This window comes from Frigoribacterium sp. VKM Ac-2859, assembly GCF_013204925.1.
Classification (GTDB): domain Bacteria; phylum Actinomycetota; class Actinomycetes; order Actinomycetales; family Microbacteriaceae; genus Frigoribacterium.
The window spans coordinates 376,468-403,134 of record NZ_JABMLC010000001.1 but is presented as its reverse complement, the minus strand read 5'-3'; the positions used below and the strand labels follow the sequence as shown (position 1 = coordinate 403,134).

Annotated in this window: 25 protein-coding genes; 22 read left to right on the top strand and 3 right to left on the bottom strand. The window is 69.4% G+C overall.

The genetic code is table 11. The annotated features are described in order from the left end of the window. The first annotated feature begins 121 nt into the window (after positions 1-121). The 15 genes from HQQ78_RS01915 to HQQ78_RS01845 all read left to right on the top strand — a co-directional run bounded on the left by HQQ78_RS01915 (position 122) and on the right by HQQ78_RS01845 (position 15,270). Positions 122-1,429: an aminotransferase class V-fold PLP-dependent enzyme gene (locus tag HQQ78_RS01915; RefSeq protein ID WP_173152075.1), complete on the top strand. Its 1,308-nt coding sequence runs from the start codon at positions 122-124 to the stop codon at positions 1,427-1,429. Next, a complete protein-coding gene (sufU, locus tag HQQ78_RS01910; protein ID WP_123570113.1) occupies positions 1,426-1,875 on the top strand; it encodes a Fe-S cluster assembly sulfur transfer protein SufU in 450 nt (149 codons plus the stop codon). Before HQQ78_RS01915 ends, sufU begins: the two co-directional genes overlap by 4 nt. Positions 1,876-2,069: 194 nt before the next feature. Next, entirely contained in the window at positions 2,070-4,007 is a 1,938-nt protein-coding gene (thrS, locus tag HQQ78_RS01905) for a threonine--tRNA ligase (RefSeq protein WP_216844199.1), read from the top strand. A 2-nt stretch (positions 4,008-4,009) separates the two neighbouring features. Next, positions 4,010-4,594, top strand: coding sequence for an HIT domain-containing protein (locus HQQ78_RS01900; protein WP_371740310.1), 585 nt, complete (start codon positions 4,010-4,012; stop codon positions 4,592-4,594). Positions 4,595-4,617: 23 nt separating this feature from the next. Continuing rightward, positions 4,618-5,532, top strand: coding sequence for a pyridoxal 5'-phosphate synthase lyase subunit PdxS (pdxS, locus tag HQQ78_RS01895; protein WP_056045394.1), 915 nt, complete (start codon positions 4,618-4,620; stop codon positions 5,530-5,532). 22 nt (positions 5,533-5,554) lie between these two features. Then, positions 5,555-6,160 (top strand): pyridoxal 5'-phosphate synthase glutaminase subunit PdxT, encoded by a 606-nt coding sequence (gene pdxT / locus HQQ78_RS01890; protein WP_173150883.1) that lies wholly within the window; start codon positions 5,555-5,557, stop codon positions 6,158-6,160. Positions 6,161-6,198: 38 nt separating this feature from the next. Further along, positions 6,199-6,960, top strand: a complete 762-nt coding sequence (locus HQQ78_RS01885) for a YebC/PmpR family DNA-binding transcriptional regulator (RefSeq protein ID WP_173150882.1) — start codon at positions 6,199-6,201, stop codon at positions 6,958-6,960. A gap of 9 nt (positions 6,961-6,969) precedes the next feature. Further along, complete coding sequence (gene ruvC, locus HQQ78_RS01880; RefSeq protein WP_043592720.1) at positions 6,970-7,545, top strand: crossover junction endodeoxyribonuclease RuvC; 576 nt, start codon at positions 6,970-6,972, stop codon at positions 7,543-7,545. Next, a complete protein-coding gene (ruvA, locus tag HQQ78_RS01875) occupies positions 7,542-8,156 on the top strand; it encodes a Holliday junction branch migration protein RuvA (RefSeq protein WP_123570109.1) in 615 nt (204 codons plus the stop codon). The genes ruvC and ruvA overlap by 4 nt, the downstream gene beginning before the upstream one ends. Continuing rightward, positions 8,153-9,178 (top strand): Holliday junction branch migration DNA helicase RuvB, encoded by a 1,026-nt coding sequence (gene ruvB, locus HQQ78_RS01870; RefSeq protein ID WP_056045381.1) that lies wholly within the window; start codon positions 8,153-8,155, stop codon positions 9,176-9,178. The genes ruvA and ruvB overlap by 4 nt, the downstream gene beginning before the upstream one ends. Positions 9,179-9,257: 79 nt before the next feature. After that, a complete protein-coding gene (gene yajC / locus HQQ78_RS01865) occupies positions 9,258-9,671 on the top strand; it encodes a preprotein translocase subunit YajC (protein ID WP_123570108.1) in 414 nt (137 codons plus the stop codon). Between the two features lie 96 nt (positions 9,672-9,767). Continuing rightward, positions 9,768-11,531, top strand: coding sequence for a protein translocase subunit SecD (gene secD / locus HQQ78_RS01860; protein WP_056045374.1), 1,764 nt, complete (start codon positions 9,768-9,770; stop codon positions 11,529-11,531). Further along, positions 11,531-12,541, top strand: a complete 1,011-nt coding sequence (secF, locus tag HQQ78_RS01855) for a protein translocase subunit SecF (protein ID WP_123570107.1) — start codon at positions 11,531-11,533, stop codon at positions 12,539-12,541. Before secD ends, secF begins: the two co-directional genes overlap by 1 nt. Then, positions 12,538-12,888 (top strand): rhodanese-like domain-containing protein, encoded by a 351-nt coding sequence (locus HQQ78_RS01850; protein WP_159826542.1) that lies wholly within the window; start codon positions 12,538-12,540, stop codon positions 12,886-12,888. Before secF ends, HQQ78_RS01850 begins: the two co-directional genes overlap by 4 nt. A gap of 237 nt (positions 12,889-13,125) precedes the next feature. Beyond that, the gene (locus HQQ78_RS01845) at positions 13,126-15,270 is read left to right on the top strand and encodes a bifunctional (p)ppGpp synthetase/guanosine-3',5'-bis(diphosphate) 3'-pyrophosphohydrolase (RefSeq protein ID WP_235452715.1); all 2,145 of its coding nucleotides are present in this window, start codon (positions 13,126-13,128) and stop codon (positions 15,268-15,270) included. Here the strand turns inward: HQQ78_RS01845 and HQQ78_RS01840 are convergent. From HQQ78_RS01840 to HQQ78_RS01830, 3 genes are all read right to left on the bottom strand, one after another. Then, on the bottom strand, positions 15,249-15,890 hold the full coding sequence (locus HQQ78_RS01840) for a hypothetical protein (RefSeq protein ID WP_173150881.1): 642 nt from the start codon (positions 15,888-15,890) through the stop codon (positions 15,249-15,251). The genes HQQ78_RS01845 and HQQ78_RS01840 overlap by 22 nt on opposite strands. 102 nt (positions 15,891-15,992) lie before the next feature. Then, complete coding sequence (locus tag HQQ78_RS01835) at positions 15,993-17,222, bottom strand: DUF349 domain-containing protein (RefSeq protein ID WP_173150880.1); 1,230 nt, start codon at positions 17,220-17,222, stop codon at positions 15,993-15,995. Between the two features lie 89 nt (positions 17,223-17,311). Further along, positions 17,312-18,103 (bottom strand): peptidylprolyl isomerase, encoded by a 792-nt coding sequence (locus HQQ78_RS01830; protein WP_082460230.1) that lies wholly within the window; start codon positions 18,101-18,103, stop codon positions 17,312-17,314. Between the two features lie 65 nt (positions 18,104-18,168). Here HQQ78_RS01830 and HQQ78_RS01825 point away from each other — a divergent pair, with 65 nt between their 5' ends. The 7 genes from HQQ78_RS01825 (at position 18,169) to aroC (ending at position 26,640) form a co-directional block, all read left to right on the top strand. Beyond that, positions 18,169-19,578 (top strand): replication-associated recombination protein A, encoded by a 1,410-nt coding sequence (locus HQQ78_RS01825; RefSeq protein ID WP_173150879.1) that lies wholly within the window; start codon positions 18,169-18,171, stop codon positions 19,576-19,578. A 219-nt stretch (positions 19,579-19,797) separates the two neighbouring features. Beyond that, positions 19,798-20,427: a 30S ribosomal protein S4 gene (gene rpsD, locus HQQ78_RS01820; protein WP_043592736.1), complete on the top strand. Its 630-nt coding sequence runs from the start codon at positions 19,798-19,800 to the stop codon at positions 20,425-20,427. Between the two features lie 123 nt (positions 20,428-20,550). After that, the gene (locus tag HQQ78_RS01815) at positions 20,551-20,742 is read left to right on the top strand and encodes a hypothetical protein (protein ID WP_056045353.1); all 192 of its coding nucleotides are present in this window, start codon (positions 20,551-20,553) and stop codon (positions 20,740-20,742) included. A 56-nt stretch (positions 20,743-20,798) separates the two neighbouring features. Next, positions 20,799-23,471: an alanine--tRNA ligase gene (gene alaS, locus HQQ78_RS01810; protein WP_173150878.1), complete on the top strand. Its 2,673-nt coding sequence runs from the start codon at positions 20,799-20,801 to the stop codon at positions 23,469-23,471. A gap of 8 nt (positions 23,472-23,479) precedes the next feature. After that, positions 23,480-23,989, top strand: a complete 510-nt coding sequence (gene ruvX / locus HQQ78_RS01805) for a Holliday junction resolvase RuvX (RefSeq protein WP_159826550.1) — start codon at positions 23,480-23,482, stop codon at positions 23,987-23,989. A 3-nt stretch (positions 23,990-23,992) separates the two neighbouring features. Continuing rightward, complete coding sequence (gene mltG, locus HQQ78_RS01800; protein ID WP_173150877.1) at positions 23,993-25,336, top strand: endolytic transglycosylase MltG; 1,344 nt, start codon at positions 23,993-23,995, stop codon at positions 25,334-25,336. Between the two features lie 98 nt (positions 25,337-25,434). Next, a complete protein-coding gene (gene aroC, locus HQQ78_RS01795) occupies positions 25,435-26,640 on the top strand; it encodes a chorismate synthase (RefSeq protein WP_123570099.1) in 1,206 nt (401 codons plus the stop codon). The last annotated feature ends 27 nt before the right edge of the window (positions 26,641-26,667 follow it).

The following is a 26,667-nucleotide window of genomic DNA, read 5'->3' as shown; positions in this document are numbered from 1 at the left end:
GCCGTCGTCCGTTGCGTCCCGTGTCGGCCGGAGCCGGGCCCCTCGGGGGGCCTCGGTACGATCGACGGGAAGGGACACCGTGACCACCACCTCCTCCGCACCATCCACCCACCGTCCGGGGCTGTCCGACGACGACGCCCGCCGTCTGCGCGCCGACTTCCCGCTCCTCGGGCAGGACGTCAACGGCGAGCCGCTCGCCTACCTCGACTCGGGGGCGACCGCCCAACGGCCGGCGTCCGTGCTCGACGCCGAGCGGCGCTTCCTCGAGACGACGAACTCGGCCGTGCACCGGGGCGCCCACACGCTCGCCGCCCTGTCGACCGAGGCCTACGAAGAGGCACGCGAGACGGTCGGCCGCTTCGTCGGTGCCGACGTCGACGAGATCGTCTGGACCTCCAACGCCACCGACGCCCTCAACCTCGTCGCGTACGGCGTCGCGAACGCGACGCACGGGCGGGGTGGTGAGGCCGCGCGACGCTTCGCCCTCGCGCCCGGCGACGAGATCGTCGTCACCGAGGCCGAACACCACGCGAACCTCGTCCCGTGGCAAGAACTCGCCGCGACGACCGGTGCCAGCCTGCGATTCGTGCCGGTCCGCGGCGACGGCACCTGGACCACCGCCGACGCGGCCACCGTGATCGGACCCCGCACGCGCCTCCTCGCCTTCGCCCACGTCTCGAACGTCACCGGCCTCGTCGCGCCCGTCGCCGAGCTGGTGGCGCTGGCGCACGACGTCGGCGCCCTCGTCGTCCTCGACGCCTGCCAGTCGGTCCCGCACCGCCCCGTCGACCTCCACGACCTCGACGTCGACTTCGCCGCCTTCTCGGGCCACAAGATGCTGGGGCCCACGGGCATCGGCGTCCTCTACGGCCGGGCCGAACTGCTGAACGCCCTGCCGCCGTTCCGGACCGGCGGCTCGATGATCACGACGGTGACGATGGAGGGCTCCGAGTACCTCCCCGCTCCGCAGCGCTTCGAGGCCGGCACGCAGCCCGTGTCCCAGGCCGTCGCCCTGGCCGAGGCCGTGCGCTACCTCGACGCCGTCGGCATGGACCGGGTGCGCGCCCACGAGGAGGCCCTCGCCGACCTGCTCGTCCGCGGCCTCGAGGCCGTCGACGGCGTCACGGTCGTGGGCCCGCCCGCCGGCGTGCCGCGATCGGGACTCGCCAGCTTCGTCGTCGACGGGGTGCACGCCCACGACGTCGGCCAGTTCCTCGACGCGCGCGGCATCGCCGTGCGGGTCGGCCACCACTGCGCCCAGCCACTGCACCGTCGTCTCGGGGTGACGGCCACGACGCGGGCCAGCACCTACCTGTACTCGTCGAGCGACGAGGTCGACCGGCTGGTCGCCGGGGTCGCCGAGGTCCGCGGCTACTTCGGCGTCGTCGGCCCGGAGCCCGTCGACGATAAGGCCGAGGAGGCGCGGTGAGCGCCGCCCTCGACGGCCTGTACCAGCAGGTCATCCTCGACCACGCCAAGGCGCGGCACGGCGACGGCGAGCTGCCCGGGGCCGACGCGCAGCACCACGAACGCAACCCGACCTGCGGTGACGAGATCACCGTCCGCGTCGCCCTCGAGCCCGGGACCGACCGCATCGCCGACCTCCGCTGGCAGGGCGCCGGCTGCAGCATCTCGATGGCCTCCGCCTCGGTGCTGGCGCAGCTGGCTCCGGGTCGCACGCTGACCGAGCTCGACGCACTCGTCGGGGAGTTCCGCGAGATGATGCGGTCCCGGGGCGCCGGGGAGCCCGACGACGAGGTCCTCGGCGACGCGGTCGTGTTCCACGGGGTCTCGAAGTTCGTCATGAGGGTGAAGTGCGGCATGCTCGCGTGGGTCGCGGCGGAGGCCTGTTCGACCGAACTGCGCGCCGTCTGAGCCGACCCGGGCCTCGTCGCCCGTCGAGGCCCTGGTCGACCGGTCGGCGGTCGGTCGGCGACTAAAGTGGTCCCCGCCCCTCGACGATAGGAACCACCGCCGTGTCCGACCAGACCGACATCGACCCGACCGCCTCCTCAGCCGCGACCGGCCTCTCGGCCGTCGAGGCCACCGCGACGACGACCGGCTCCGAGCTGTTCACCGACAAGTCGGTCGTGGCCGTCCGCGTGTCCGGCGAGCTCCGCGACCTCGCGACCGAACTGCACGCGGGCGACGTGGCCGAGCCGGTCACGATCGACTCGCCCGACGGCCTGGCCATCCTCCGGCACTCGGCTGCGCACGTGATGGCCCAGGCGGTGCAGCAGATCAACCCCGAGGCCAGGCTCGGCATCGGACCGCCCGTCACCGACGGCTTCTACTACGACTTCGACGTCGCGGAGCCCTTCACCCCCGACGACCTCAAGGCCATCGAGAAGGGCATGGAGCGCATCATCCGTCAGGGCCAGCGCTTCCGTCGTCGCGTCGTGACCGACGACGAGGCCCGCGAGCTGCTCGCCCACGAACCGTTCAAGCTCGAGCTCATCGGGCTCAAGGGCGGGTCGGCCGACGAGCTCGGCGCCGACGGCGAGTCGGTCGAGGTGGGCGGGGCCGAGCTCACGGTCTACGACAACCTCGACCCGAAGACCGGCGAGGTCGTCTGGTTCGACCTCTGCCGCGGTCCCCACGTGCCCAGCACGCGCCTCCTCGGCAACGCCACGAAGCTGATGCGCGTGGCGGCCGCCTACTGGCGCGGGTCCGAGAAGAACCCCCAGCTGCAGCGCATCTACGGCACGGCGTGGCCCACCAAGGACGACCTGCGCGCCTACCAGGCCCGGCTCGAGGAGGCCGCCAAGCGCGACCACCGCAAGCTCGGCGCCGAGCTCGACCTCTTCTCGTTCCCCGACGAGATCGGCTCGGGTCTCGCGATCTTCCACCCGAAGGGCGGCATCATCCGTCGCCAGATGGAGGACTACTCGCGCGAGCGCCACGAGAAGGCCGGGTACGAGTTCGTCTACACGCCGCACATCACCAAGGCGGCCCTGTTCGAGACCTCGGGCCACCTGGGTTGGTACAAGGACGGCATGTTCCCGGCGATGCACCTCGACGAGGCACGCAACGACGAGGGCGAGATCACCCGCCAGGGTGCGGACTACTACCTCAAGCCGATGAACTGCCCGATGCACATCCTGGCGTACCGTTCGTCGGCCAAGTCCTACCGTGACCTGCCACAGCGCCTGTTCGAGTTCGGCACCGTGTACCGCAACGAGAAGTCCGGCGTCATCCACGGGCTCACCCGCGTGCGCGGCATGACCCAGGACGACGCGCACATCTTCACCACCCGTGACGACATGGCGGCCGAGCTCAAGGGCACGCTCGACTTCGTCCTCAGCCTGCTGCGCGACTACGGCCTCGACGACTTCTACCTCGAGCTGTCCACCAAGGACCCCGAGAAGTACGTGGGCGACGACGCCACCTGGGACGAGGCGACGGCGACGCTGAGGCAGGTCGCAGAAGAGACCGGCCTCGAACTCGTACCCGACCCGGCCGGCGCGGCGTTCTACGGGCCGAAGATCTCGGTCCAGGCACGTGACGCGATCGGACGCACCTGGCAGATGTCGACGGTGCAGCTCGACTTCAACCTGCCCGAGCGCTTCGACCTCGAGTACACGGCGGCCGACGGGTCGCGTCAGCGTCCGGTCATGATCCACCGGGCGTTGTTCGGTTCGATCGAGCGCTTCTTCGGCGTGCTCACCGAGCACTACGCCGGGGCCTTCCCGGTCTGGCTGGCGCCCGTCCAGGTCGTGGCGATCCCCGTCGCCGACGAGTACGGCGACTACCTCGACGGCGTCGTGTCACGTCTGCGCGAGGTCGGCGTCCGGGCGCAGGTCGACCACAGCGACGACCGCATGCCGAAGAAGATCCGCACGCACACCAAGGCCAAGGTGCCGTTCCAGTTGATCGCCGGCGAGGACGACCGCGCGGCCGGGGCCGTCAGCTTCCGCTACCGGGACGGCTCACAGGAGAACGGCGTGCCGCTCGACGAGGCGATCGCCAAGATCGTCTCAGCCATCGAGACCAAGGCCCAGGTCTGAGCGTGGTCGCCGACGGGTCCGCGGCGGAGTCCTCCGCCGACTTCGCCGCGGTCCCCGACGCGTTCCAGCGACTCTGGACGCCGCACCGCGCCGTCTACGTCGAGGCGGGCCAGGGCGCCCACGACGACTCCTGCCCGTTCTGCAGCGCCCCCTCGAGGTCGGACGACGAGGCGCTCATCGTGGCTCGGGGCGAACACGCCTACGTGTTGCTCAACCTCTACCCCTACAACCCGGGGCACCTGCTGGTCTGCCCGTACCGGCACGTCTCCACCTACGACCTCGCCACCTCCGACGAGGTGGCCGAGATCGCGTCCCTGACCCAGATCGCCATGCGGGTCCTCACGCAGGTGTCCCACGCACAGGGCTTCAACATCGGCATGAACCAGGGGCAGGTCGGCGGCGCCGGCATCGCGGCCCACCTGCACCAACACGTGGTGCCGCGCTACGGCGGCGACTCGAACTTCTTCCCGATCATCGCCCAGACGAAGGCCGTCACGCAGCTGCTCGGCGACGTCCGCGTCGCCGTCTCCGAGGCCTGGCCGAGGGACGGCGACGGCACGATGCCGACGGCGGCGTCGGCGGTCTGATCGGGCCTAAGATAGGGGCCATCATGAGCGACACGACCTCTGCCTCCCACCAGTCCTCCACCACCGGTTCGAGCCGCGTCAAGCGCGGTCTCGCCGAGATGCTCAAGGGCGGCGTCATCATGGACGTCGTCAACGTCGAGCAGGCGAAGATCGCCGAAGACGCCGGGGCCGTGGCCGTCATGGCCCTCGAGCGCGTTCCCGCCGACATCCGGTCCCAGGGCGGTGTCGCCCGCATGAGCGACCCCGACATGATCGACGAGATCGTGGCGGCGGTCTCGATCCCCGTCATGGCGAAGGCCCGCATCGGCCACTTCGTCGAGGCCCAGATCCTCCAGACCCTCGGCGTGGACTACATCGACGAGTCCGAGGTGCTGAGCCCGGCCGACTACGTCAACCACATCGACAAGTGGAACTTCACCGTCCCCTTCGTCTGCGGGGCCACCAACCTGGGCGAGGCGCTGCGTCGCATCACCGAGGGCGCGGCCATGATCCGCTCCAAGGGCGAGGCCGGCACCGGTGACGTGTCCGAGGCCACAAAGCACATCCGCACGATCTCGAAAGAGATCGCCCAGCTCCGTGGGCTCAAGTCCGACGAGCTCTACGTCGCCGCGAAAGAACTGCAGGCTCCCTTCGAGCTCGTGAAAGAGATCGCCGAGACCGGCAAGCTCCCCGTCGTCCTCTTCACCGCGGGCGGCGTCGCGACACCCGCCGACGCGGCTCTCATGATGCAGCTCGGTGCCGACGGCGTCTTCGTCGGTTCGGGCATCTTCAAGTCGGGCAACCCCGCCGAGCGTGCCAAGGCGATCGTCAAGGCCACCACCTTCTTCGACGACCCCCAGGTCGTGGCCGACGCGTCGCGCGGTCTCGGCGAGGCGATGGTCGGCATCAACGTGCCCGACCTCCCCGCACCGCACCGCCTCGCCGAGCGCGGCTGGTGACCTCGGGGGTCGATCGTCGGTGATGCCCGAACGAACGCCCCGGGTCGGCGTCCTGGCCCTGCAAGGCGATTTCCGTGAACACCTGGCCGTCCTGACCTCGTTGGGGGCCGAGGCCGTCGCCGTACGCCGAGCCACCGAGCTCGACGAGATCGACGGTCTGGTGATCCCGGGTGGCGAGTCCAGCGTCATGGACAAGCTGTCCCGGACGTTCGACCTGGACGGGCCGCTCCGACGGGCGATCGGGTCGGGGTTGCCCGTCTACGGCACCTGCGCCGGCCTCATCATGCTCGCGGACCGCATCGTCGACGGCATCCCCGGCCAGCAGAGCATCGGGGGCCTCGACGTCTCGGTCCGGCGCAACGCGTTCGGCTCCCAGACCGACTCGTTCGAGACCGATGTCCACGTCCCCGTGCTCGACGGTCCACCCGTGCACGCCGTCTTCATCCGCGCCCCGGTGGTCGACGCGGTCGGGCCGGCCGCGACGGCGATCGGCGTCCTCGAGGACGGCCGGGTCGTCGCCGTCGAGCAAGGTCCTCTGATGGGCACCTCGTTCCACCCGGAGGTCACCGACGACCTGCGGTTCCACTCGCGGTTCCTCGACAAGGCCCGCGCGCGGGCGTCGCGGTAGACTCGTCGCGATCCACGTCAGCAGTCTGAAGGAGCACCGTGTCCGGGCATTCCAAGTGGGCAACGACCAAGCACAAGAAGGCCGTCATCGACAGTCGACGTGCCAAGTCGTTCGCCAAGCTCATCAAGAACATCGAGGTCGCGGCCAAGCAGGGCGGGGCCGACATGTCCGGCAACCCCACGCTGGTCGACGCCGTCCAGAAGGCCAAGAAGACCTCGGTCCCCAACGACAACATCGACCGGGCCGTCAAGCGCGGTGCCGGTCTCAGCGGCGAGAGCGTCGACTACCAGACGATCATGTACGAGGGGTACGGCCCCAACGGCGTCGCGTTGTTGATCGAGTGCCTCACCGACAACAAGAACCGCGCGGCCGCCAACGTCCGTACGGTGATGTCGCGCAACGGCGGCACCATGGCCGACCCCGGCAGCGTGGCCTACAACTTCAGCCGCAAGGGCGTCATCGCCGTCATGAAGACGGAGGACCTCACCGAAGACGACGTCCTCGCCGCCGTCCTCGACGCCGGAGCCGAAGAGGTCACCGATCGTGGTGAAGGCTTCGAGATCGTCACCGAGGCCTCCGACCTGGTCCCGGCCCGTTCGGCCCTCCAGGACGCCGGCATCGACTACGACTCGGCCGACATCGAGTTCGTGCCCGGGCTCAAGATCGAGGTCGACCTCGAGACGGCGCGCAAGGTCTTCCGACTCATCGACGCCCTCGACGACGACGACGACGTGCAGAACGTCTACGCGAACCACGACGTCCCCGCCGACGTGCAGGCCGCGCTCGACGACGAAGAATAGGCCGCCGCGGTGACCCTCCGGGTGCTCGGCATCGACCCCGGGCTCACCCGATGCGGGGTCGGGGTGGTCGAGGTCGACGCCCAGCGGCGTGCGACCCTGGTCGACGTGCAGGTCATCCGCACCGCCCCCGACCTCGCCCTCGAGTTGCGTCTCCTCGCCCTGGGTCGCGGTCTCGAGGCGCTCATCGACGAGCACCGGCCGGACGCCATGGCGATCGAGCGGGTCTTCGCCCAACAGAACGTCCGCAGCGTCATGGGGGTGGCACAGGTCAGCGGCCTCGCCCTGCGTGCCGCAGCCGAACGCGAGATCCCCGTCACGCTGCACACGCCGTCCGAGGTGAAGGCTGCCGTGACCGGGTACGGGTCGGCCGACAAGAAGCAGGTCGGCACGATGGTCGCCCGGTTGCTCGGGCTCGCCGAGGCGCCCCGGCCGGCGGACGCCGCCGACGCCCTGGCCCTGGCCATCTGCCATGCCTGGCGGGGTGCGCCCGTCGCTGCCCGCGCCTCCTCGGGTTCCCTCACGCCGGCCCAGCGAGCGTGGCGCGACGCCGAGAAGTCGGTGCGCACTCCTAGGCTGGGGGCATGATCTCGAGTGTCCGCGGTACCGTCCTGTCCGCGTCCGGCACATCGGTCGTGGTCGAGGTCGGCGGGGTGGGCCTCCGTGTCTCGGTCACCCCACAGCTCGCACTGACGGTCCGCGTCGGCGAGCAGGCGCTCGTCCACACGGCGTTGATCGTCCGAGAAGACGACCTCTCGCTCTTCGGCTTCGCCGACCGCGAAGAACTCGAGGTCTTCGACCTGCTCCGCAGCGTCACCGGCGTCGGTCCGAAGTCGGCCCAGGGCGTCCTGTCGACGCTCACGCCCCATCAGGTCGCCACCGCCGTCGCCGACGACGACGACGCCGCGTTCCGACGCGTCTCGGGCATCGGGCCGAAGACGGCCAAGCTCATCGTCCTCTCGCTGACCGGCAAGCTCGACGTGGCACCGACCGCGCCGACCGTCACGGCGGCGTCGACGACGGCTGCCGACGTGCTCGTCGCGTTGGTCGGGCTCGGGTGGTCCGACCGTGAGGCGCAGGCCGCCATCGACGCCGTCGTGGCGGACCGTGGCGACGCCGTCGCGGTGGCCGTGCCGCAGTTGCTGCGTGCCGCACTCGGTCACCTCGGTCCGCAGAAGTCCACCGGGGCCCGAGCGTGAGCGACGACGACCTGACCCGTCCCACGCTCGAGTCCGAGGCCGAGCTGGCCTTCGAAGGGGCGCTGCGGCCCACCTCGCTCGGCGAGTTCGTCGGGCAGTCCAAGGTGCGGGGCCAGCTCGAGCTGCTGCTCAAGGCCGCGACGATGCAGGGCCGCACCCCCGACCACATCCTGCTCGCCGGACCGCCCGGGCTCGGCAAGACGACCCTGGCCATGATCGTGGCCCACGAAGGGGCTCGGCCGTTGCGGATGTCGTCGGGTCCCGCGATCCAGCACGCGGGCGACCTGGCCGCGGTCCTCTCCGCGCTCGTGCCGGGGGAGGTGCTCTTCATCGACGAGATCCATCGCATGGCGCGGCCGGCCGAAGAGATGCTGTACCTCGCGATGGAGGACTACCGGATCGACATCATGGTGGGCAAGGGGGCAGGGGCGACCAGCATCCCCCTCGAGTTGTCGCCCTTCACGCTCGTCGGTGCGACCACCCGCAGCGGACTGCTGCCCAACCCCCTGCGCGACCGGTTCGGCTTCACGGCGCACCTCGAGTTCTACGACGAGGCCGAGCTGACCGAGGTCCTCCGCCGGGCGGCGTCCCTCCTCGGCATCGTCATCGACGGTGCCGCCCTGGCCGAGATCGCCGGACGGTGCCGGGGCACGCCTCGCATCGCGAACCGCCTGCTCCGACGCGTCCGCGACTACGCGCTCGTCCACGGGCGGGATGCCGACCTGACGACCGTGCGCGAAGCGCTCGATCTCTACGACGTCGATTCGCTGGGGCTCGACCGGCTCGACCGTGAGGTCGTCCGCACGGTGCTGACCCGGTTCGGCGGCGGACCCGTCGGCCTCAACACCCTTGCGGTCTCGGTGGGAGAAGAGGCCGACACGATCGAGTCGGTCGTCGAGCCGTTCCTCGTCCGGGTGGGCCTGCTCACCCGCACGCCGCGGGGACGCATCGCCACTCCCGAGGCCTGGCGGCACTTCGGTCTGGCGCACGCCTCAGGGGCGCTCTTCGGCGATGACCTATAATTCCTGCAGGTCCGAGGCCTTCGCTCGCTGAAGCGAGTCCCGCTCGGCCCACACCCCCAACAGCGAAAGGGAGTTCCGCATGGATCCCGCAACCCTCATCATGGTCCTCCTCCTGGTGGTCCTCGTCGTCTTCATGTTCCGCAACAAGAAGAAGCGCGACCGTCAGCAGGCAGAACTGCAGAACAAGCTCGTCCCCGGCGTCGAGGTCATGCTCTCGTTCGGCGTCTACGGCACCGTCGTCTCCATCGACGACGAGAACAACGTCGCCGAGGTCGAGGTCTCGCCCGGCACCGTCCTCAAGGTCCACCGTCAGACCCTGGGTCGCGTCGTCGAACCGGTCATCGACGAGCCCGTCGCCGACGACGCCGACTCGCTGGCCGACGGCTCCACCGAGCACGACCGCGTCATCGACGACGCTCCCGAGTTCGGTGAACGCGCCACGTCCGCACCGGTCGACTCGACGGTCGCCAAGGACTCCGACACCAAGGCCTGACCCGACGACCGCCTCGGCCGCCTGGCGCGGCCGGGTCCGATCCACGGCGCGCGCTCCACGTGAGCGCGCGCTCCCATGAGAAAGCAGAGTTCCTCCGTGGCACGCTCGACGCCGGTGAAGAAAGCAATACGATCCCTGACCTGGTTGTTGGTCATCATCGCCGGCCTCACGGCCCTGAACGGCACGGCCACGTTCCTGAACGATTCCGGTCGTGACGGGTGGTGGAACGGAGCGAGTTGGGTGCCCGAACTGGCCCTCGACCTGCAGGGCGGTACGCAGATCACCCTGGCGGCCCAGCTCCAGAGCGGCGAGACGGTGTCGTCGGAGCAGCTGGACCAGGCGGTCACGATCATCCGGCAGCGCATCGACTCGGCCGGCGTCTCGGAATCCGAGATCACCAAGCAGGGCACGCAGAACATCGTCGTGTCCATCCCGGGACGACCCGACAACGCGACCCTCGAACGCATCGAGGCGTCGGCCAAGCTGACCTTCCGCCCCGTGCTCTACACCGAGGCGGTCTCGAACGCCGCGGTCGGCGGAGAAGGCGACGGCGCCACGGCCAGCCCGAGCGCCACGCCCTACACCCCCAACCCCGAGCTCGAGAGCACGCCGACCGCGTCCCCGACGAACGCGTCCGACCTGGCCTGGATCACCCCCCAGCTCGCCGACCTCTACCAGAACTACGACTGCGCGGCCGAGAACGACCTGGCCACGGCCCGTGACGACGAGCCACTGGTCACCTGCTCCACCGACGGCACGGCCAAGTACATCCTCGGCCCGGTCGAGGTGCAGGGTTCCGACATCAGCGACGCCACGAACGGCCTCGCCGCCGACTCGCAGGGCAACTCGACGAACACCTGGGCCGTGAACCTCGAGTTCAACGGCCAGGGCACCGACCGGTTCTCCCAGGTGACCTCGCGCCTCGTCTCGTTGCAGGCGCCGCAGAACCAGTTCGCCGTGACCCTCGACAACCAGGTCATCACGGCGCCGTCCGCGAACGCCGCCATCACCGACGGCCGGGCCCAGATCACGGGCCAGTTCACGCAGGACTCCTCGAAGACCCTCGCCGACCAGCTGAAGTTCGGTGCCCTCCCGCTCAGCTTCTCGGTCCAGAGCAACGAGACGATCACCGCGACCCTCGGACAGACCCAGCTGATCAGCGGTCTGATCGCCGGCCTCATCGGCCTGATCCTGGTGGTCATCTACTCGCTGATCCAGTACCGGGCCCTCGCCTTCGTGACCGTACTGTCGCTGGTCATCGCCGCCGTGCTCACCTACCTCGTGATCGCCATCCTGTCCTGGCGAGAGGGCTACCGCCTCTCGCTGGCGGGGGTGACCGGTCTGATCGTGGCCATCGGCATCACGGCCGACTCATTCATCGTCTACTTCGAACGCATCCGGGACGAACTCCGCGACGGTCGCATCCTCGAGAGCGCCGTCGAATCGGGCTGGAAGCGCGCCATCCGCACGATCATCGCGTCCGACACGGTGAACTTCCTGGCGGCCATCACGCTCTTCATCCTCGCGGTCGGCAACGTCAAGGGCTTCGCGCTCACCCTGGGCATCACCACGGTGATCGACCTGATCGTGGTCTCGCTGTTCACCCACCCCATGCTCCAGCTCATCGCCCGGACGCGGTTCTTCGGCGAGGGCCACTCGTTCAGCGGGCTCAACCCACGCGCCCTCGGCGCCGTCTACCGGGGGCGGGCGCAGTTCCGAACCCCGGCCGTCGTCGGCCGCAAGCAAGCGGGCGGTCGCGAGGCCGTCAAGCGTCAGACCATCGCCGAGCGCAAAGCCGCCGAGAAGAACACCGAGCGCGTCGACTCGTCGACCGCCGGTGAAGGGAAGAAGGACTCCTGATGGCCAGTTTCTCGAAATTCGGCAACGACCTCTACACGGGTGCCCGGTCGTACGACATCGTCGGTCACCGCCGCCGCTGGTACTGGATCGCCGCCCTGGTCATCCTCATCTCGGTCACCGTCCCGTTCCTCCGCGGCGGCTTCCACTTCGGCATCGAGTTCACGGGCGGGTCGGAGTTCCAGGTCGCCCAGCCGGCCGAACTCGACCAGGACGTCGCCACGACGACCGTCGACGAGGTCGTTCCCGGTTCGAACCCGCGGGTCACCCAGGTCGGCACCGACACGATCCGTGTGCAGACCTCGCAGCTGGAAGCCGCTCAGACGAACGACGTGGCGGCGGCGTTGGCCACCGCGTACGACGTCCCCGACGATCGAGTGACCTCGTCCTTCATCGGTGCCTCATGGGGTGCCGACATCACGAGCCAGGCCATCAAGGGTCTCGTGATCTTCCTGATCCTCGCCGCGATCGGCATGACGCTGTACTTCCGAACCTGGAAGATGTCGTTGGCCGCCATGGCAGCCCTGCTGCACGACCTCGTGCTGACCGCGGGCATCTACGGCATCGTCGGCTTCGAGGTCACCCCGGCGGCGGTCATCGGCTTCCTGACGATCCTCGGCTACTCGCTCTACGACACCGTGGTGGTGTTCGACAAGATTCGCGAGAACACCGCCGACGACGGTGAGGGCTCACGACGCACGTTCGGACAGTCCGTGAACCTGGCCGTCAACCAGACGTTGGTCCGGTCGATCAACACGTCCGTGGTGGCGCTCCTCCCCGTCGCGGCGATCCTCTTCATCGGGGCATTCGTCCTGGGAGCGGGCACCCTCCGCGACATCTCCCTGGCGCTCTTCATCGGCATCCTGGTCGGTACCTACTCGACGATCTTCATCGCCTCACCGCTCTACGCCACGCTCCGCCTCCGTGAGCCGGACATCGCGAAACGCGATGCCCGCAAGCTCGAGGCACAGAAGACCGAGCCCCTCACCGTCGACGAGACGGTGGGCGCATGATCGGCGACCACCGTCGACCCGAGATCGGGGCCGACGCCGCCATCGACGCCCTGTCCGACGGCACCTACGTGCTCGACGTCCGAGAACCGCACGAATGGGATGAAGGTCATGCGCCCGGCGCGACGTCCATCCCACTGTCCGAGCTGAACGAACGGGTCGGGGAGGTCCCCACCGACCGCCCCGTCCTCGTCGTCTGCCACTCCGGCATGCGGTCGGCCCGCGCAACGGACGCCCTCCGAGGCGTTGGCGTGGACGCCCGCAACGTCGTCGGTGGGATGCTCGCCTGGCGGGACGCGGGGGGCACGGTCGTGGCAGACGATGGCCACCCCGGGGCGTCGGTCGACTGACGGCCGACGGGTACCCTTGACCCCACGGAGTCCACGTCCGACCATGACGGCCGGCGGTGGCGCTCCGACCCGAGAGAACGAGGTGCAGCCGTGACCGAGATCACCACACGGAACAACTCCGCACCGCCCGAGACGCCCGGCGGTCAGAACACGGCCTCGTTGCGGACGCTCCTACCTCGACTCTTCTCGCGCAGCCAGCCGGCAGGCGCCGTCGACCGGTTGATCAAGACCGTGCGCATGCACCATCCCAAGGCCGACATCGTCATCATCGAGCGGGCCTACTCGGTGGCCGAGAAGGCGCACACGGGTCAACTGCGCAAGAGCGGCGAACCGTACATCACCCATCCCGTCGCGGTGGCGCAGATCCTCGCCGATCTGGGCATCGGCGCCAAGACCGTCGCGGCTGCACTGCTGCACGACACCGTCGAGGACACCGACTACACACTGGCCATGCTCCAGCGCGACTTCGGGGACGAGATCGCGATGCTCGTCGACGGGGTCACCAAGCTCGACAAGCTCAAGTACGGCGACAGCGCTCAGGCCGAGACCGTCCGGAAGATGGTCGTGGCCATGTCGAAAGACATCCGGGTCCTCGTCATCAAGCTCGCCGACCGGCTGCACAACGCTCGCACCTGGGGTTTCGTCGAGTCGGCGTCAGCGACCCGCAAGGCCACCGAGACCCTCGAGATCTACGCCCCCCTGGCGCACCGGCTCGGCATCCAGACCATCAAATGGGAGCTCGAGGACCTCTCGTTCGCGGTGCTCCACCCCAAGCTCTACGTCGAGATCGACAACCTGGTCAAACAGCGCACGCCGCAACGCGAGCAGTTCGTGCAGAACGTCATCAACGCCGTCAAGTCCGACCTCAAGTCGACGAAGATCCGCGGCGACGTCATGGGTCGGCCCAAGCAGTACTACTCGATCTACCAGAAGATGATCGTCCGGGGTCGGGAGTTCGACGAGATCTACGACCTCGTCGGCATCCGCATCCTCGTCAACTCGCTCCGCGACTGCTACGCCGTGTTGGGCTCGATCCACGCCCGCTGGAACCCGATCCCCGGCCGCTTCAAGGACTACATCGCCACGCCGAAGTTCAACCTCTACCAGTCGCTGCACACGACCGTCATCGGTCCCAAGGGACGTCCCGTCGAGATCCAGATCCGCACGCACGAGATGCACCAGCGGGCCGAGTTCGGCGTGGCCGCCCACTGGAAGTACAAGCAGCGCATGAACGGCGGGCGCGACGACCAGGGCGGAGCGAAGACCGAGACGGACATGGCCTGGCTCGCCCACATCTCGGACTGGCAGGCCGAGACGGCGGACCCCAGTGAGTTCCTGGACAGCCTCCGTTTCGAGATCGGCGCGAAGGAGGTCTACGTCTTCACGCCTCAGGGCAAGGTCATCGGCCTGCCGTCGGGAGCGACCCCGGTCGACTTCGCCTACGCCGTGCACACCGAGGTCGGACACCGCACGATGGGCGCCAAGGTCAACGGTCGCCTCGTGCCCCTCGAGAGCGTCCTGTCGAGTGGCGACGTCGTCGAGGTCTTCACCTCGAAAAATCCTGACTCGGGGCCGAGCCAGGACTGGCTCGCCTTCGTCAAGAGCCCCCGCGCCCGGAACAAGATCAGGCAGTGGTTCACGAAAGAACGCCGCGACGAGGCCATGGAGCAGGGGAAGGACGCCATCGCCCGTGCCATGCGGAAGCAGAACCTGCCGCTCCAGAAGCTGATGACACAGGACAGCATCGCCGAAGTCGCCGCCACCATGCGGTACGACGACGTGTCGAGTCTCTACGCGGCCGTCGGCGAGGGCCACATCTCGACCCAGTCCGTCATCGAGAAGATCCTCGCCGCGGTCCACACGCAGACCGAGGTCGACGAAGGCGAGTTCGAGTTCCCCAGCCAAGGTCGAGCACGGCCGTTGCGCAACAGCGACTCGGGCGTGCTGGTCCGAGGGGCCCCGGACATCCTGGTGAAACTCGCCAAGTGCTGCACGCCCGTGCCGGGCGACCAGATCGTCGGATTCGTGACCCGCGGCCAGGGCGTCAGCGTCCACCAGGCGAACTGCCACAACGTCCAGGGTCTGTTGAAAGAGCCCGAGCGGATGATCGAGGTCGAGTGGGCTCCGTCGTCCAAGAGCGTGTTCATGGTGCAGATCCAGATCGAGGCCCTCGATCGCAGCGGATTGCTGTCGGACGTCACCCGGGTCCTGAGCGAGCACCACGTCAACATCCTGTCGGCGAGCGTCTCGACCTCTGACGAACGCCTGGCCCTCAGCCGCTTCGTGTTCGAGATGGGTGACACCACCCACCTCGATCGCGTCCTGAACGCGGTCCGACGCATCGACGCCGTGTACGACGTCTACCGGGTCAGCGCCGGCTGAGACGCTGCCTCCTCCGACGGACCGGGTGGGCCTGCGTCTCGTCGCACCTCGTCGTCGACGAGGGCCGCGTCGGCGCCGGCTGGACAGACTCGACCGAGTCGCTCCACGGTTCGCGTTCGATGGGGGAGCCGTCCACGTCGATCGAGGACGGCGATCGCGTCGGCGTACGTCACAGCCTGCTGGGAGGCGACGTCCCGGGCGGCCGTCTCGTCCTCAGACGCCCAGCCCTCACAGCGAGCGAGGTCGACGACGGTCCGGGCCGGTGTGGTGACGGCCACACCATGGACGGTGACGATCTCGCCCTCGTCGATGACGACCTGCCGGACGATCGAACCCCGACCACGATGCTTCACCCTCGCCGGCGAGACCACCAGCCCGGAGTGGGGGAGTGGTGCCGGGCCTCGGGCACCCCAGACCCAGGCGGCACTCCGTTCGGCCGCGACGACTCCGGCGCCGAGGGCGATCCCGATCGCGATCGCCCTGCCCCCGGCGTCGTCGATCTCGGCGACGCTCCGCCACGAGCCACCGACCGCGTAGACCTGCCCGTCCAGCGCAGCCGCACGCAGTTCGGGCTCGGGCAGGTCGTCGTCGGTCAGGACCAGGGGGAGACGAGCAGGCATGCGCCCAGCCTGGCCGACCCTGCCGACGACGACGAACCGCCCGGCCCTCCCTGTGGAGAATCGGACGGTTCGCGACGTCGGTGGGCGGTCGGCCCCTGACGGTCAGCCCAGGGCGTCGAGCCAGACCTTCCGGGCGTCCAGAGCTTCACGAGCCTCGCGGACACGACGAGCGTCGCCGCTGGCCTCGGCCGTCGCGAGTTCGTCCTCGAGCTTGCTGATGGCGTCGTGCAGTTGGCTCGCGAGCCCCTGGGACCGTGCCTGGCGTTCGGGGTTGTTCTTCTCCCAGAACTGCTCGTCGAGCTGACGCACGTGGGACTCGACCTTGCGGAGGCGATCCTCGACCACCCGGACCTGCTCGCGAGGAACGCGACCGATCTCGTCCCATCGCAGCTGGATCGAGGTGAGGGCCTCGCGCGCCGGGACCCGGTCCGTGACCGTCAGGATCTTCTCGGCCTCGGTGAGCAGCTCGAGTTTCTGTTCGAGGTTGCTCTCGTACTCGGCGGTGTCCTGCGCGACGACCTCGGACTTGGCTGCGTAGAGGACGTCGCCTGCACGCTTGAACTTCGCCCAGAGGGCGTCGTCGTACTTCTTTCCGGCACGGCCGGCGCGCTTCCAGTCGTCGAGCAGCCCCCGGTAGGCCGAGATGCCGTCGACACCCTTCGGCGCCAGGGCCTCGGCCGCTTCGACGAGGGCTTGCTTGCGCTGACGAGCGTCACGGTGGGTCGCGTCGAGTTCGGCGTAGAAGGCCTTGCGGTGCTGGTCGATGGTGGTGCGCGCAGCACGGAATCGTTTCCAGAGGTCGTTGCCCTCGCCCTTCGGGATGCGAGGACCGTCCTGTTGATGCTTCTGCCACCGGGCGAAGATGTCGTCGAGGGTGGCCGTGACCTGCTTCCACTGGACGCGGGCGGGGTCCTGGGCCGCCAGGGCCTCGGCCTCCGTGACGAGAGCGGTGCGGTAGGCGACCGCTTCGGTGAGGGCCTTCTGTGCCTCGGCGCTCTGCTGTTGCGTCAGCTCGTCGACCGTGGAGTCGAGTGCCGACACCCGAAGGCGCAGGGCCTCGAGATCCCCGACCGCGCTCGGTTCGACGAGCTGCTCGCGCAGGTGGGTGACCGTCTTGACGACGTCGCCCGCCGATGCGCCGCGTTTGATGCGCTGCTCGAGCAACGTCACCTGCCCGGCGAGTTCGATGAACTTGCGTTCGTAGTACGCGAGAGCCTCGGCGGGCGTCGCGTCGGGGTACTGCCCCACGGCGCGTTCGCCGTCGCCCTCGCGGACGTAGACCGTGCCGTCGTCGGCGACGCGGCCCCAGGGTGCCTGATCGTCAGTAGCCACTTTTATCCCTTGCTGAACGTGCTCGTCGCGGGACCAGGACAGGCCACCACGATGGGTGCTCAGCCTATTGCACAGCGGACCGCGGCGGACTACTCGATGGTCGCGCCCGTGATCGTCGTCGGCACGACGGGAGCGCCGTCGGTCTCGCTCGTACCGGGAGTCAGGCCCGCGTCCGTGATCTGCGCCTCGAGCTGGTCGAGTCCGCTCGTGACGCGTCCGACCACGGTGTAACCACCCGTCGAGCCGTCGAGGGTGGTGTCGCCGTAGGTGATGAAGAACTGCGTCGACTGCGAGTACGGGTCGGTGCTCCGAGCCATGGCGATCGTCCCCGTCGGGTACACGCCGTCCGACGGGACGTTCTCGAGTGGGCCGAAGGTGAAACCGGCGTCGCCCGTCCCGTCGCCGTTGGCGGACCCGCACTGGATGAACTTCGCCGTCGCAGCGTCGCTCATGCGATGGCAGGTCGTCCCCGTGTAGAAGCCCTTCTGGATGAGGTCGATGACGACGCTCGACGCCTGCGGGGCCTTCGCCCCGTCCAGTTCGATCCCGAGCTCGACGCCGTCGTTGAGCGTGAGGCCGCCCGTCCAGGAGCGGCCGTCGGCGATCGCCTCGCTGGGCACGTCCCCGACGTTCTCGCCGGCGGCGGGCGTCGAGGAGGCGCTGGGCGCGTCAGACGGAGCCGCCGCGGGGGCACCGGGACCGCTGGTCGACCAGAACACCTGGGACACGGCCGCGACTCCGACCACGACCACGACGGCGGTCACGGCGAGGACGTTGTCCCGACGGCGTCGGGCGACCTGCGTCGCGTGCACCTGCTGACGAGCGGTGTACCTGCGGAGCCGGTCCCGGCTCTCACGGTCCGGGTTCTTGCTCGGTGCCACGGGTCCTCCAGCTCGGTGATGTCCAGCCTGCACTGTATCGGAGGGCCGGTCTAGCATGGGTCACCATGAGCCCGCTCCCGCAGAGCTCGACCCCTCTCGCGGTCCGCATGCGTCCCACCACCCTCGACGAGGTCGCCGGTCAACGGCACCTCTTGCGGCCCGGCTCGCCTCTGGTCACCCTGGCGTCCGACACGGGTGCCGACCAGGGGGCCGTCTCCGTCATCCTCTGGGGTCCGCCGGGTACGGGGAAGACCACCCTCGCCCAGGCCATCGCCCGCAGCTCCGGCCGACAGTTCATCGAGCTTTCAGCCGTGACCGCGGGAGTCAAGGACGTCCGACAGGTGATGGAGAAGGCCCTGTCGAACCGTGATCTCTACGGCACGACGACCGTGCTCTTCCTCGACGAGATCCATCGCTTCACCAAGGCGCAGCAGGACGCCCTGCTGCCCGGCGTCGAGAACGGCTGGGTCATCCTCATCGCCGCCACCACCGAGAACCCGTCCTTCTCGGTCATCACGCCTCTGCTGTCCCGTTCGCTCCTGCTGACGCTCGAACAGCTCAGCGACGACGACCTGGCCCAGTTGGTTCAGCGGGCGGTCGGCGACCCCCGCGGTCTCGACGGATCCGTGCACCTCGACGACGAAGCCCTGGCCACCATCGTCCGACTGGCCTCCGGTGACGCCCGACGTGCGCTCACGGCCCTCGAGGCGTCCGCCCAGTCGGCGTGGGCCACGAAGCTCGAGGCCGACGCGGTGCCGACGGCCTCGGCCGACGACGCGTCCGACGCCGACTTCGACCCCGACGCCGAGTACGACGAGAACGATCCCGACGACGACCGTCCGACGATCACGTCGGAGATCGTCGCCCAGTCGGTCGACCGGGCGTTGCTGCGGTACGACCGCAACGGCGACGAGCACTACGACGTCATCAGCGCCTTCATCAAGTCCATCCGGGGGTCCGACGTCGACGCGTCGCTCCATTACCTCGCCCGCATGATCGAGGCGGGTGAGGACCCCCGCTTCATCTGCCGTCGGATCATCGTGTCGGCCGGTGAGGACATCGGCATGGCCGATCCGAACGCACTCACCGTCGCGGTCTCGGCCGCGACCGCCGTGCAGATGATCGGCATGCCCGAGGGACGCATCCCGATGGCCGAGGCCGTCGTCTACCTGGCGACCGCACCCAAGTCGAACCGGTCCTACTCCGCCCTCGACGCCGCGATCGCGGACGTCCGGGCCGGCAAGGCGGGCCGCGTGCCCAAGCACCTGCGCGACGCCCATTACCCCGGGGCCCGACGCCTCGGCCACGGGAAGGGCTACCGCTACGCCCACGACTCCGAGTTCGGGGTGGTCGAGCAGCAGTACCTCCCCGATGAACTCGTCGGCCACGAGTACTACGATCCCACCGCCAACGGCAACGAACGCGACGTGGCGGCCCGTCTCGAGAAGCTGCGCCGGATCACCCGGGGGCACTGACGCCACGATCGCCGGCTGCTCGCATCGGCGCCCGGGCTCCTGTATGCTCGGGGGGTTGCCTGTTCTCGGGCGTCGACGCGCGGCTGCTGACGACGACCCGATCAAGGTGCGACGACCTGTAGCCGGTCGCCACCGCGGCACTCACCCCTCTTGTTACGCCGCCCGGCGCTCGCGCGCTGGGGCGGTCCCTGACGAACCATCGACAAGAAAAAGGAACAAGTGTCCACCAAGTCACGTACCCGCAGCAAGACCCGTCTCTCGCGTGCCCTCGGCATCGCCCTGACCCCGAAGGCTGCTCGTTACCTCGAGAAGCGCCCCTACGCTCCCGGCGAGCACGGCCGCACCAAGCGCAAGACCGACAGCGACTACGCCGTCCGTCTGCGTGAGAAGCAGCGCCTGCGCGCCCAGTACGGCATCCGCGAGGCCCAGCTCAAGATCGTCTTCAACGAGGCCCGCAAGGCTTCGGGCCTGACCGGTGAGAACCTGGTCGAGCTCCTCGAGACCCGTCTCGACGCCCTCGTCCTCCGTGCCGGCTTCGCCCGCACGACGGCCCAGGCCCGTCAGATGGTCGTCCACCGCCACATCCTGGTGGACGGCAAGCTCGTCGACCGCCCGTCGTTCCGCGTCAAGCCGGGTCAGATGATCCACGTCAAGGAGCGCAGCGAGAAGACCGAGCCCTTCCAGGTCGCCGCGGCCGGCGGTCACGTCGACCTGCTGCCCAAGGTGCCCGGTTACCTCGAGGTCGAGATCGACAAGCTGCAGGCCCGCCTCGTGCGTCGCCCGAAGCGCGTCGAGGTCCCGGTGACCTGCGAGGTCCAGCTCGTCGTCGAGTACTACGCCGCGCGCTAGAACTCGTCACCCCGTCAGGAGCGGGCCACGGTCGTGGCCCGCTCCTTTCGCGTTCCCGGGGCCGGGTAAGCTGTCGAGTCGTCGCGCTCGCACGTCGCGGCACCAGCCCCAAGAGGAGTCCCCGTGAAGAGCCTGTTCCTGCTCGCCGTCGGTGTCGTCGGCGGCTTCGCCGTCGCCCACCAGTTCAACAAGACATCTCGGGGTCAGCAGTTCTTCGGCGACCTCGACGGCAACGTGAAGTCGTTCCGTGCCGCCGTGGTCGACGGTTACAAGGCCCGCGAAGCCGAACTGCGTTCCGACCGCGACGAGTCCTGAGTGCGCCGCCGCGCCTCCTCGTCCTGACATACGACCAACCCACCCTCGGGAGAACCATGCAGACCGCCGAAATCCGCCGCCGTTGGCTCGACTACTTCGGCGATCGGGGCCACACCGTCGTCCCGTCCGCGTCCCTGGTCAGCGACGATCCCAGCCTGCTCTTCACGGTCGCGGGCATGGTCCCGTTCATCCCGTACCTCACGGGGCTCGTCCCGACGCCGTACCCGCGTGCCACCAGCGTCCAGAAGTGCATCCGCACCAACGACATCGAAGAGGTCGGCAAGACGCCGCGGCACGGCACGTTCTTCCAGATGAACGGCAACTTCTCGTTCGGCGACTACTTCAAGGAAGAGGCGATCGGTTACGCCTGGGAGCTCCTGACCTCGAGCGAGGCCGACGGAGGACTCGCGTTCTCGCCCGACGACCTCTGGGTGACGGTGTACGAAGAGGACGACGAGGCCATCGCCCTCTGGAAGAAGGTCGCCGGTCTGCCCGACGAGCGCATCCAGCGACTCGGCAAGGACTCCAACTACTGGCACACCGGCCAGCCGGGGCCCGCAGGTCCGTGCTCGGAGATCTTCTTCGACCGTGGTCCCGCCTACGGTGCCGACGGTGGCCCGGCGACGGACGACGACCGTTACGTCGAGATCTGGAACCTCGTGTTCATGCAGTACCAGATCGAGAACGTGCGCTCGAAGGTCGACTTCGACATCGTCCGCGAGCTGCCGAACAAGAACATCGACACCGGCATGGGTCTCGAGCGCGTGGCGTTCCTCAAGCAGGGCGTCGACAACATGTACGAGATCGACCAGGTGCGCCCCGTCCTCGACAAGGCCGCCGAGCTGTCGGGACGGCGATACGGAGCCGTCCACGACGACGACGTGCGGATGCGGGTCATCGCCGACCACGTCCGCAGCTCGCTCATGTTGATGTCCGACGGGGTCCGCCCGTCCAACGAGGGTCGGGGCTACATCCTCCGCCGCCTCCTGCGCCGCACGGTCCGGTCGATGCGCTTGCTCGGCGTCGACGGCCCCACGTTCCCCTCGCTCTTCCCCGAGTCCCGCGACGCGATGAAGGCCGCCTACCCCGAGGTCGAGACCGACTACGAGCGCATCTCGCGCCTGGCCTACGCCGAGGAGGAGACCTTCCTCCGCACCCTGGCCGCCGGGACGAACATCCTCGACATCGCCGTCGACGACACGAAGCAGCGTGCCTCGGCGGGCACGACCCCGCAGCTGCAGGGCGACACGGCGTTCCTCCTGCACGACACCTTCGGGTTCCCCATCGACCTGACGCTCGAGATCGCGGAAGAGAGCGGTCTGACGGTCGATCGCGAGGCATTCGACCGACTCATGTCCGAGCAGCGTGCCCGGGCGAAGGCCGATGCCAAGTCCCGGAAGGTGGCCCTGGCCGACCTGAGCGTCTACAGCGCGTTCAGGGCCCAGGGCGAGACGGTCTTCACCGGCTACGACGAGCTCGACACCGAGACGCGCGTGCTGGGCCTGATCGTCGACGGGGCCGACGTCGACCGGGCCGTGGCGGGTGACATCGCCGAGGTGATCCTCGCCGAGACCTCCCTGTACGCCGAGTCCGGCGGTCAAGAAGCCGACTCGGGCCGCATCGTCGGCGTGGGCTTCGACCTCGAGGTCCTCGACGTGCAGAAGCCCGTCAAGGGGCTGATCAGCCACCGCGTCCAGGTGACGTCCGGCGAGGTGGGGGTCGGCGACACGGCGACCAGCGTGGTCGACCCGGCCTACCGCCGTGGCGCGACGCAGGCGCATTCGGCGACGCACCTGATCCACGCCGCCCTCCGGGAGGTGCTCGGCCCCGAGGCGCACCAGGCGGGGTCGTACAACAAGGCCGGATACATGCGGCTCGACTTCAACTGGAACCAGGCGCTGAGCCCGCAGACACGCTCCGAGATCGAGGAGATCGCGAACAACGCCATCCGCGACGACCTGCAGGTCGTCACCCGCGAGATGCCCCTCGACGACGCCCGCGCGCTGGGCGCCATGGCGCTGTTCGGTGAGAAGTACGGCGAGACGGTCCGCATGGTCGACATCGGTGGCCCCTGGTCGCGCGAGCTCTGCGCGGGCACCCACGTCTCGACCAGCTCGCAGGTCGGCCTCATCAACCTCGTCAGCGAGAGCTCGGTGGGGTCGACCAACCGCCGCGTCGAGTCGCTCGTCGGCATGGACGCATTCCGTGACTTCGCCGCCGAACGTGCTCTCGTGTCCCAACTGACCTCGTCGCTCAAGACTCCGCGTGATCAGCTGGCCGACCGCATCGGCGACCTGGTCACGAGCCTCCGGACGGCAGAGAAGAAGATCGCCGAGTTCGAGTCCGCCCGCCTCGCCACCCGCGTCCCGGCGCTGGCCGAGACGGCGAGTCGGATCGGCGACCTCACGGTCGTCGCCGAATCGGTCGGGTCGCTCGGTTCGACCGACGACCTGCGGTCGCTCGCCCTGTCGGTCCGCGAACGCCTGGGCGCGTCCAGCGCCTCGGTCGTCGCCCTGGCAGCCGACGTCGCGGGCAAGCCCGCCGTGATCGTGGCCACCACGGACGGCGCGCGTCAGGCCGGCGTCAAGGCCGGCCGTCTCGCCAAGGGCGCCGCCGCGGCTCTCGGTGGCGGGGGCGGCGGCAAGGACGACCTCGCCCAGGGCGGCGGATCCGACGTCTCGGCCATCCCCACCGCGCTGGCCGGCATCGTCGCCGAGCTCGGGTCCTGAGGACGCTCGTGCGGCGCGGAGTCCGGATCGGCATCGACGTGGGCAAGGCCCGGGTCGGTGTCGCCCGCACCGATCCCGACGGTCTGCTCGCCACCCCGGTCGAGACGCTGGCGCGTTCGGCCGACGGCGTGGCCGACATCGGTGCCGTCCGCGACCTGGTCGTCGGACTCGACGCGCTCGAGGTGATCGTCGGGCTGCCCATCGCCCTCTCGGGTCGCGACACGGCCTCCACCCAGGACGCCCGGGACTTCGCCGCGGCCGTCGCCCGGGCCGTGGCCGTGCCCGTGCGCCTCGTCGACGAGCGCCTGTCGACCGTGAGCGCCCAGGGCGCCCTCCGGGCCTCGGGCCGGAAGGGCAGGAGCCAGCGGTCCGTCATCGACCAAGTGGCCGCTGTTATCATCGTCCAGCACGCGCTCGACCTCGAGCGCTCGAGCGGTCGACCGCCCGGGCGGATGGTCGACGTGACCCGAGAGGCGAGCGGCGACGGTGCCGCGCCCGCCACCGACGAGAGACAGTGATTCGTGGCCGACGAACCCGACTGGGACGACATCTTCGCGTCCCAACCCCAGAACGACCGCCCTGCCGACACCTCCGGACGACGACGGGGTGATCCGGGTGACGGTCGATCGGGCGACGCCGACGGTGCACCCCTCCGCCGCACCACCCACGTCGACGCCCCCGCCCTGTCCCGCCGCGAACAGCGTGAGCGCGAGCGACAGACCGAACCCGGCGTCGTTCCCCCCTCCGACGGTGGGGGTGACCGCCCCCGCGGACGCACGACGCGCGAACCGCGTGAACGGCGTTCCAAGAAGGGCCCGATCGTCCTCGCGTCCATCCTCGTGCTCGTCCTGGCCGGCGGAACCGCCGGCGTCGCCGCCGCATGGGGGCAGGTGCAGCCCCTGATCGCCAAGTTCACGGGTGACGACGAACCGGCCGACTACGCCGGCAGCGGGAACGGCACGCCCGTCGAGTTCGCCATCGTCTCGGGTCAGGTCGGCTCCGACATCGCGCAGAACCTCGCGGACGCGGGCGTCACGCAGAGCTACGAGTCGGCCTACTCGCTCCTCCTGTCCAACCCGTCGATGACCTTCCAACCGGGCACCTACACCTTGCAGCAGCAGATGAGCGCCCAGTCGGCCCTCGATGCACTGCAGGACAGCGCCAACCGCATCACCAACAAGGTCGTCATCCCCGAGGGAACCGTGGCGGCGGACGTCTACGAACTCCTGGCCACCGCGACGTCGATCCCCATCGCCGACGTCCAGGCCGCCGCTGCGGACTACACGACGTTCGGGCTGCCCGCCGAGGCCACGAGCCTCGAGGGATGGCTCTTCCCGGCGACCTACGAACTCGACCCAGGCAAGACCGCCCACGACTACCTGCAGGACATGGTGACGACCATGACCCAGCACCTGCAGTCCGCCGGCGCCCAGCCCGCCGACTACCAGAACACCATCGTCTTCGCGTCGCTCGTCCAGAAAGAGGCCGGTCTGGCCGACGACTACCCGAAGGTCGCGCGGGTCTTCCAGAACCGTCTCGACCAGGGCATGCTCCTCCAGTCCGACGCGACGGTGGCCTACGGCACCGGCAACACCCACCGGGTCACGACGACCGACGAAGAGCGCGGTGACGCGAACAACGCCTACAACACCTACGTCCACGAGGGTCTGCCGGTCGGGCCGATCTCGAACCCCGGCGATCTCGCCCTGAACGCCGCCCTCAAGCCGGCCGACGGGACCTGGCTCTACTTCGTCACGGTCGATCTCGACTCGGGCGAGACGGCGTTCTCGACCACGTTCGCGGAGCACCAGGCCGCGGTCAAGCAGTGGCAGGCCTGGATGCGGGAGCACCCCGAGTACCAGTGACCGACCCACGGGACCCCTGGGCAGACCCACCGGTCCCGAGGGGCCGATCGACCGTCACACGGTCGGTCGGCCCCTCTCTCTGTGGGAAGATCGACACCATGCTTCGTTGGTTGACCGCTGGAGAATCTCACGGGCCCGAGCTCGTCGCCGTCCTCGAAGGGCTGCCGGCCGGCGTGCCGGTGTCGCTCGACGCGATCCGTGCCGACCTCGCCCGACGCAAACTGGGCTACGGCCGCGGTTCCCGCATGAAGTTCGAGCAGGACGAACTCAACATCTCGGGCGGCGTCCGTCACGGTTTGACCATGGGCAGCCCCGTGGCCCTGCGGATCGGCAACACCGAATGGCCGAAGTGGGTCGAGGTGATGAACCCCGAGCCCGTCGAGGTGAGTGAGGCCTCCCGGGGGCGGAGCGCACCCCTCACCCGACCCCGTCCCGGCCACGCCGACCTCGTCGGCATGCAGAAGTACGACTTCGACGAGGCCCGTCCCATCCTCGAGCGGGCGAGCGCACGCGAGACGGCAGCGCGCGTCGCGCTCGGAGCCGTCGCCCGGTCGTTCCTCGCCGAGCTCGGCATCGAGCTCGTCAGCCACACCCTGTCGATCGGGCCCGTGCGCGTGCCCGACGGCAGCCCGGTGCCCGTCCCGACGGACGTGGACCGTCTCGACGACGACCCGTTGCGCTGCTTCGACCAGGCGACCAGCGCCCTCATGGTCGACGAGGTCGAGGCCGCCAAGAAAGACGGCGACACCCTGGGCGGCGTCGTCGAGGTGCTCGCCTACGGGGTGCCGCCCGGGCTCGGTTCGCACGTCCAGTGGGACCGTCGTCTCGACTCGCAGCTGGCCGCCGCGTTGATGGGCATCCAGGCGATCAAGGGAGTCGAGGTCGGCGACGGCTTCGAGACCACCCGGAGGCGCGGTTCCGTCGCCCACGACGAGCTCCACCGCACGGGAGGCGTCATCTCGCGTGACACCGACCGAGCCGGCGGCACCGAGGGGGGCATGAGCACCGGCACGGTCCTCCGCGTGCGTGCCGGCATGAAGCCCATCGCGACCGTGCCCCGGGCGCTGGCCACCGTCGACGTCACGAGCGGCGAAGAGAGCAAGGCGCACCACCAGCGATCGGACGTCTGCGCGGTCCCGGCCGCTGGCGTCGTCGCCGAGTCGATGGTCGCCCTCGTCCTCGCGAACTCGATCCTGGAGAAGTTCGGCGGCGACTCGCTGGGCGAGACGGCGCGCAACCTGCGGGGCTACCTCGACGCCATCCCCGAGAACCTGCGGACTCAGCCGGCGTCCGCCGCCGAGTGACGGTCGCGCGGCCGGTCGTCCTGATCG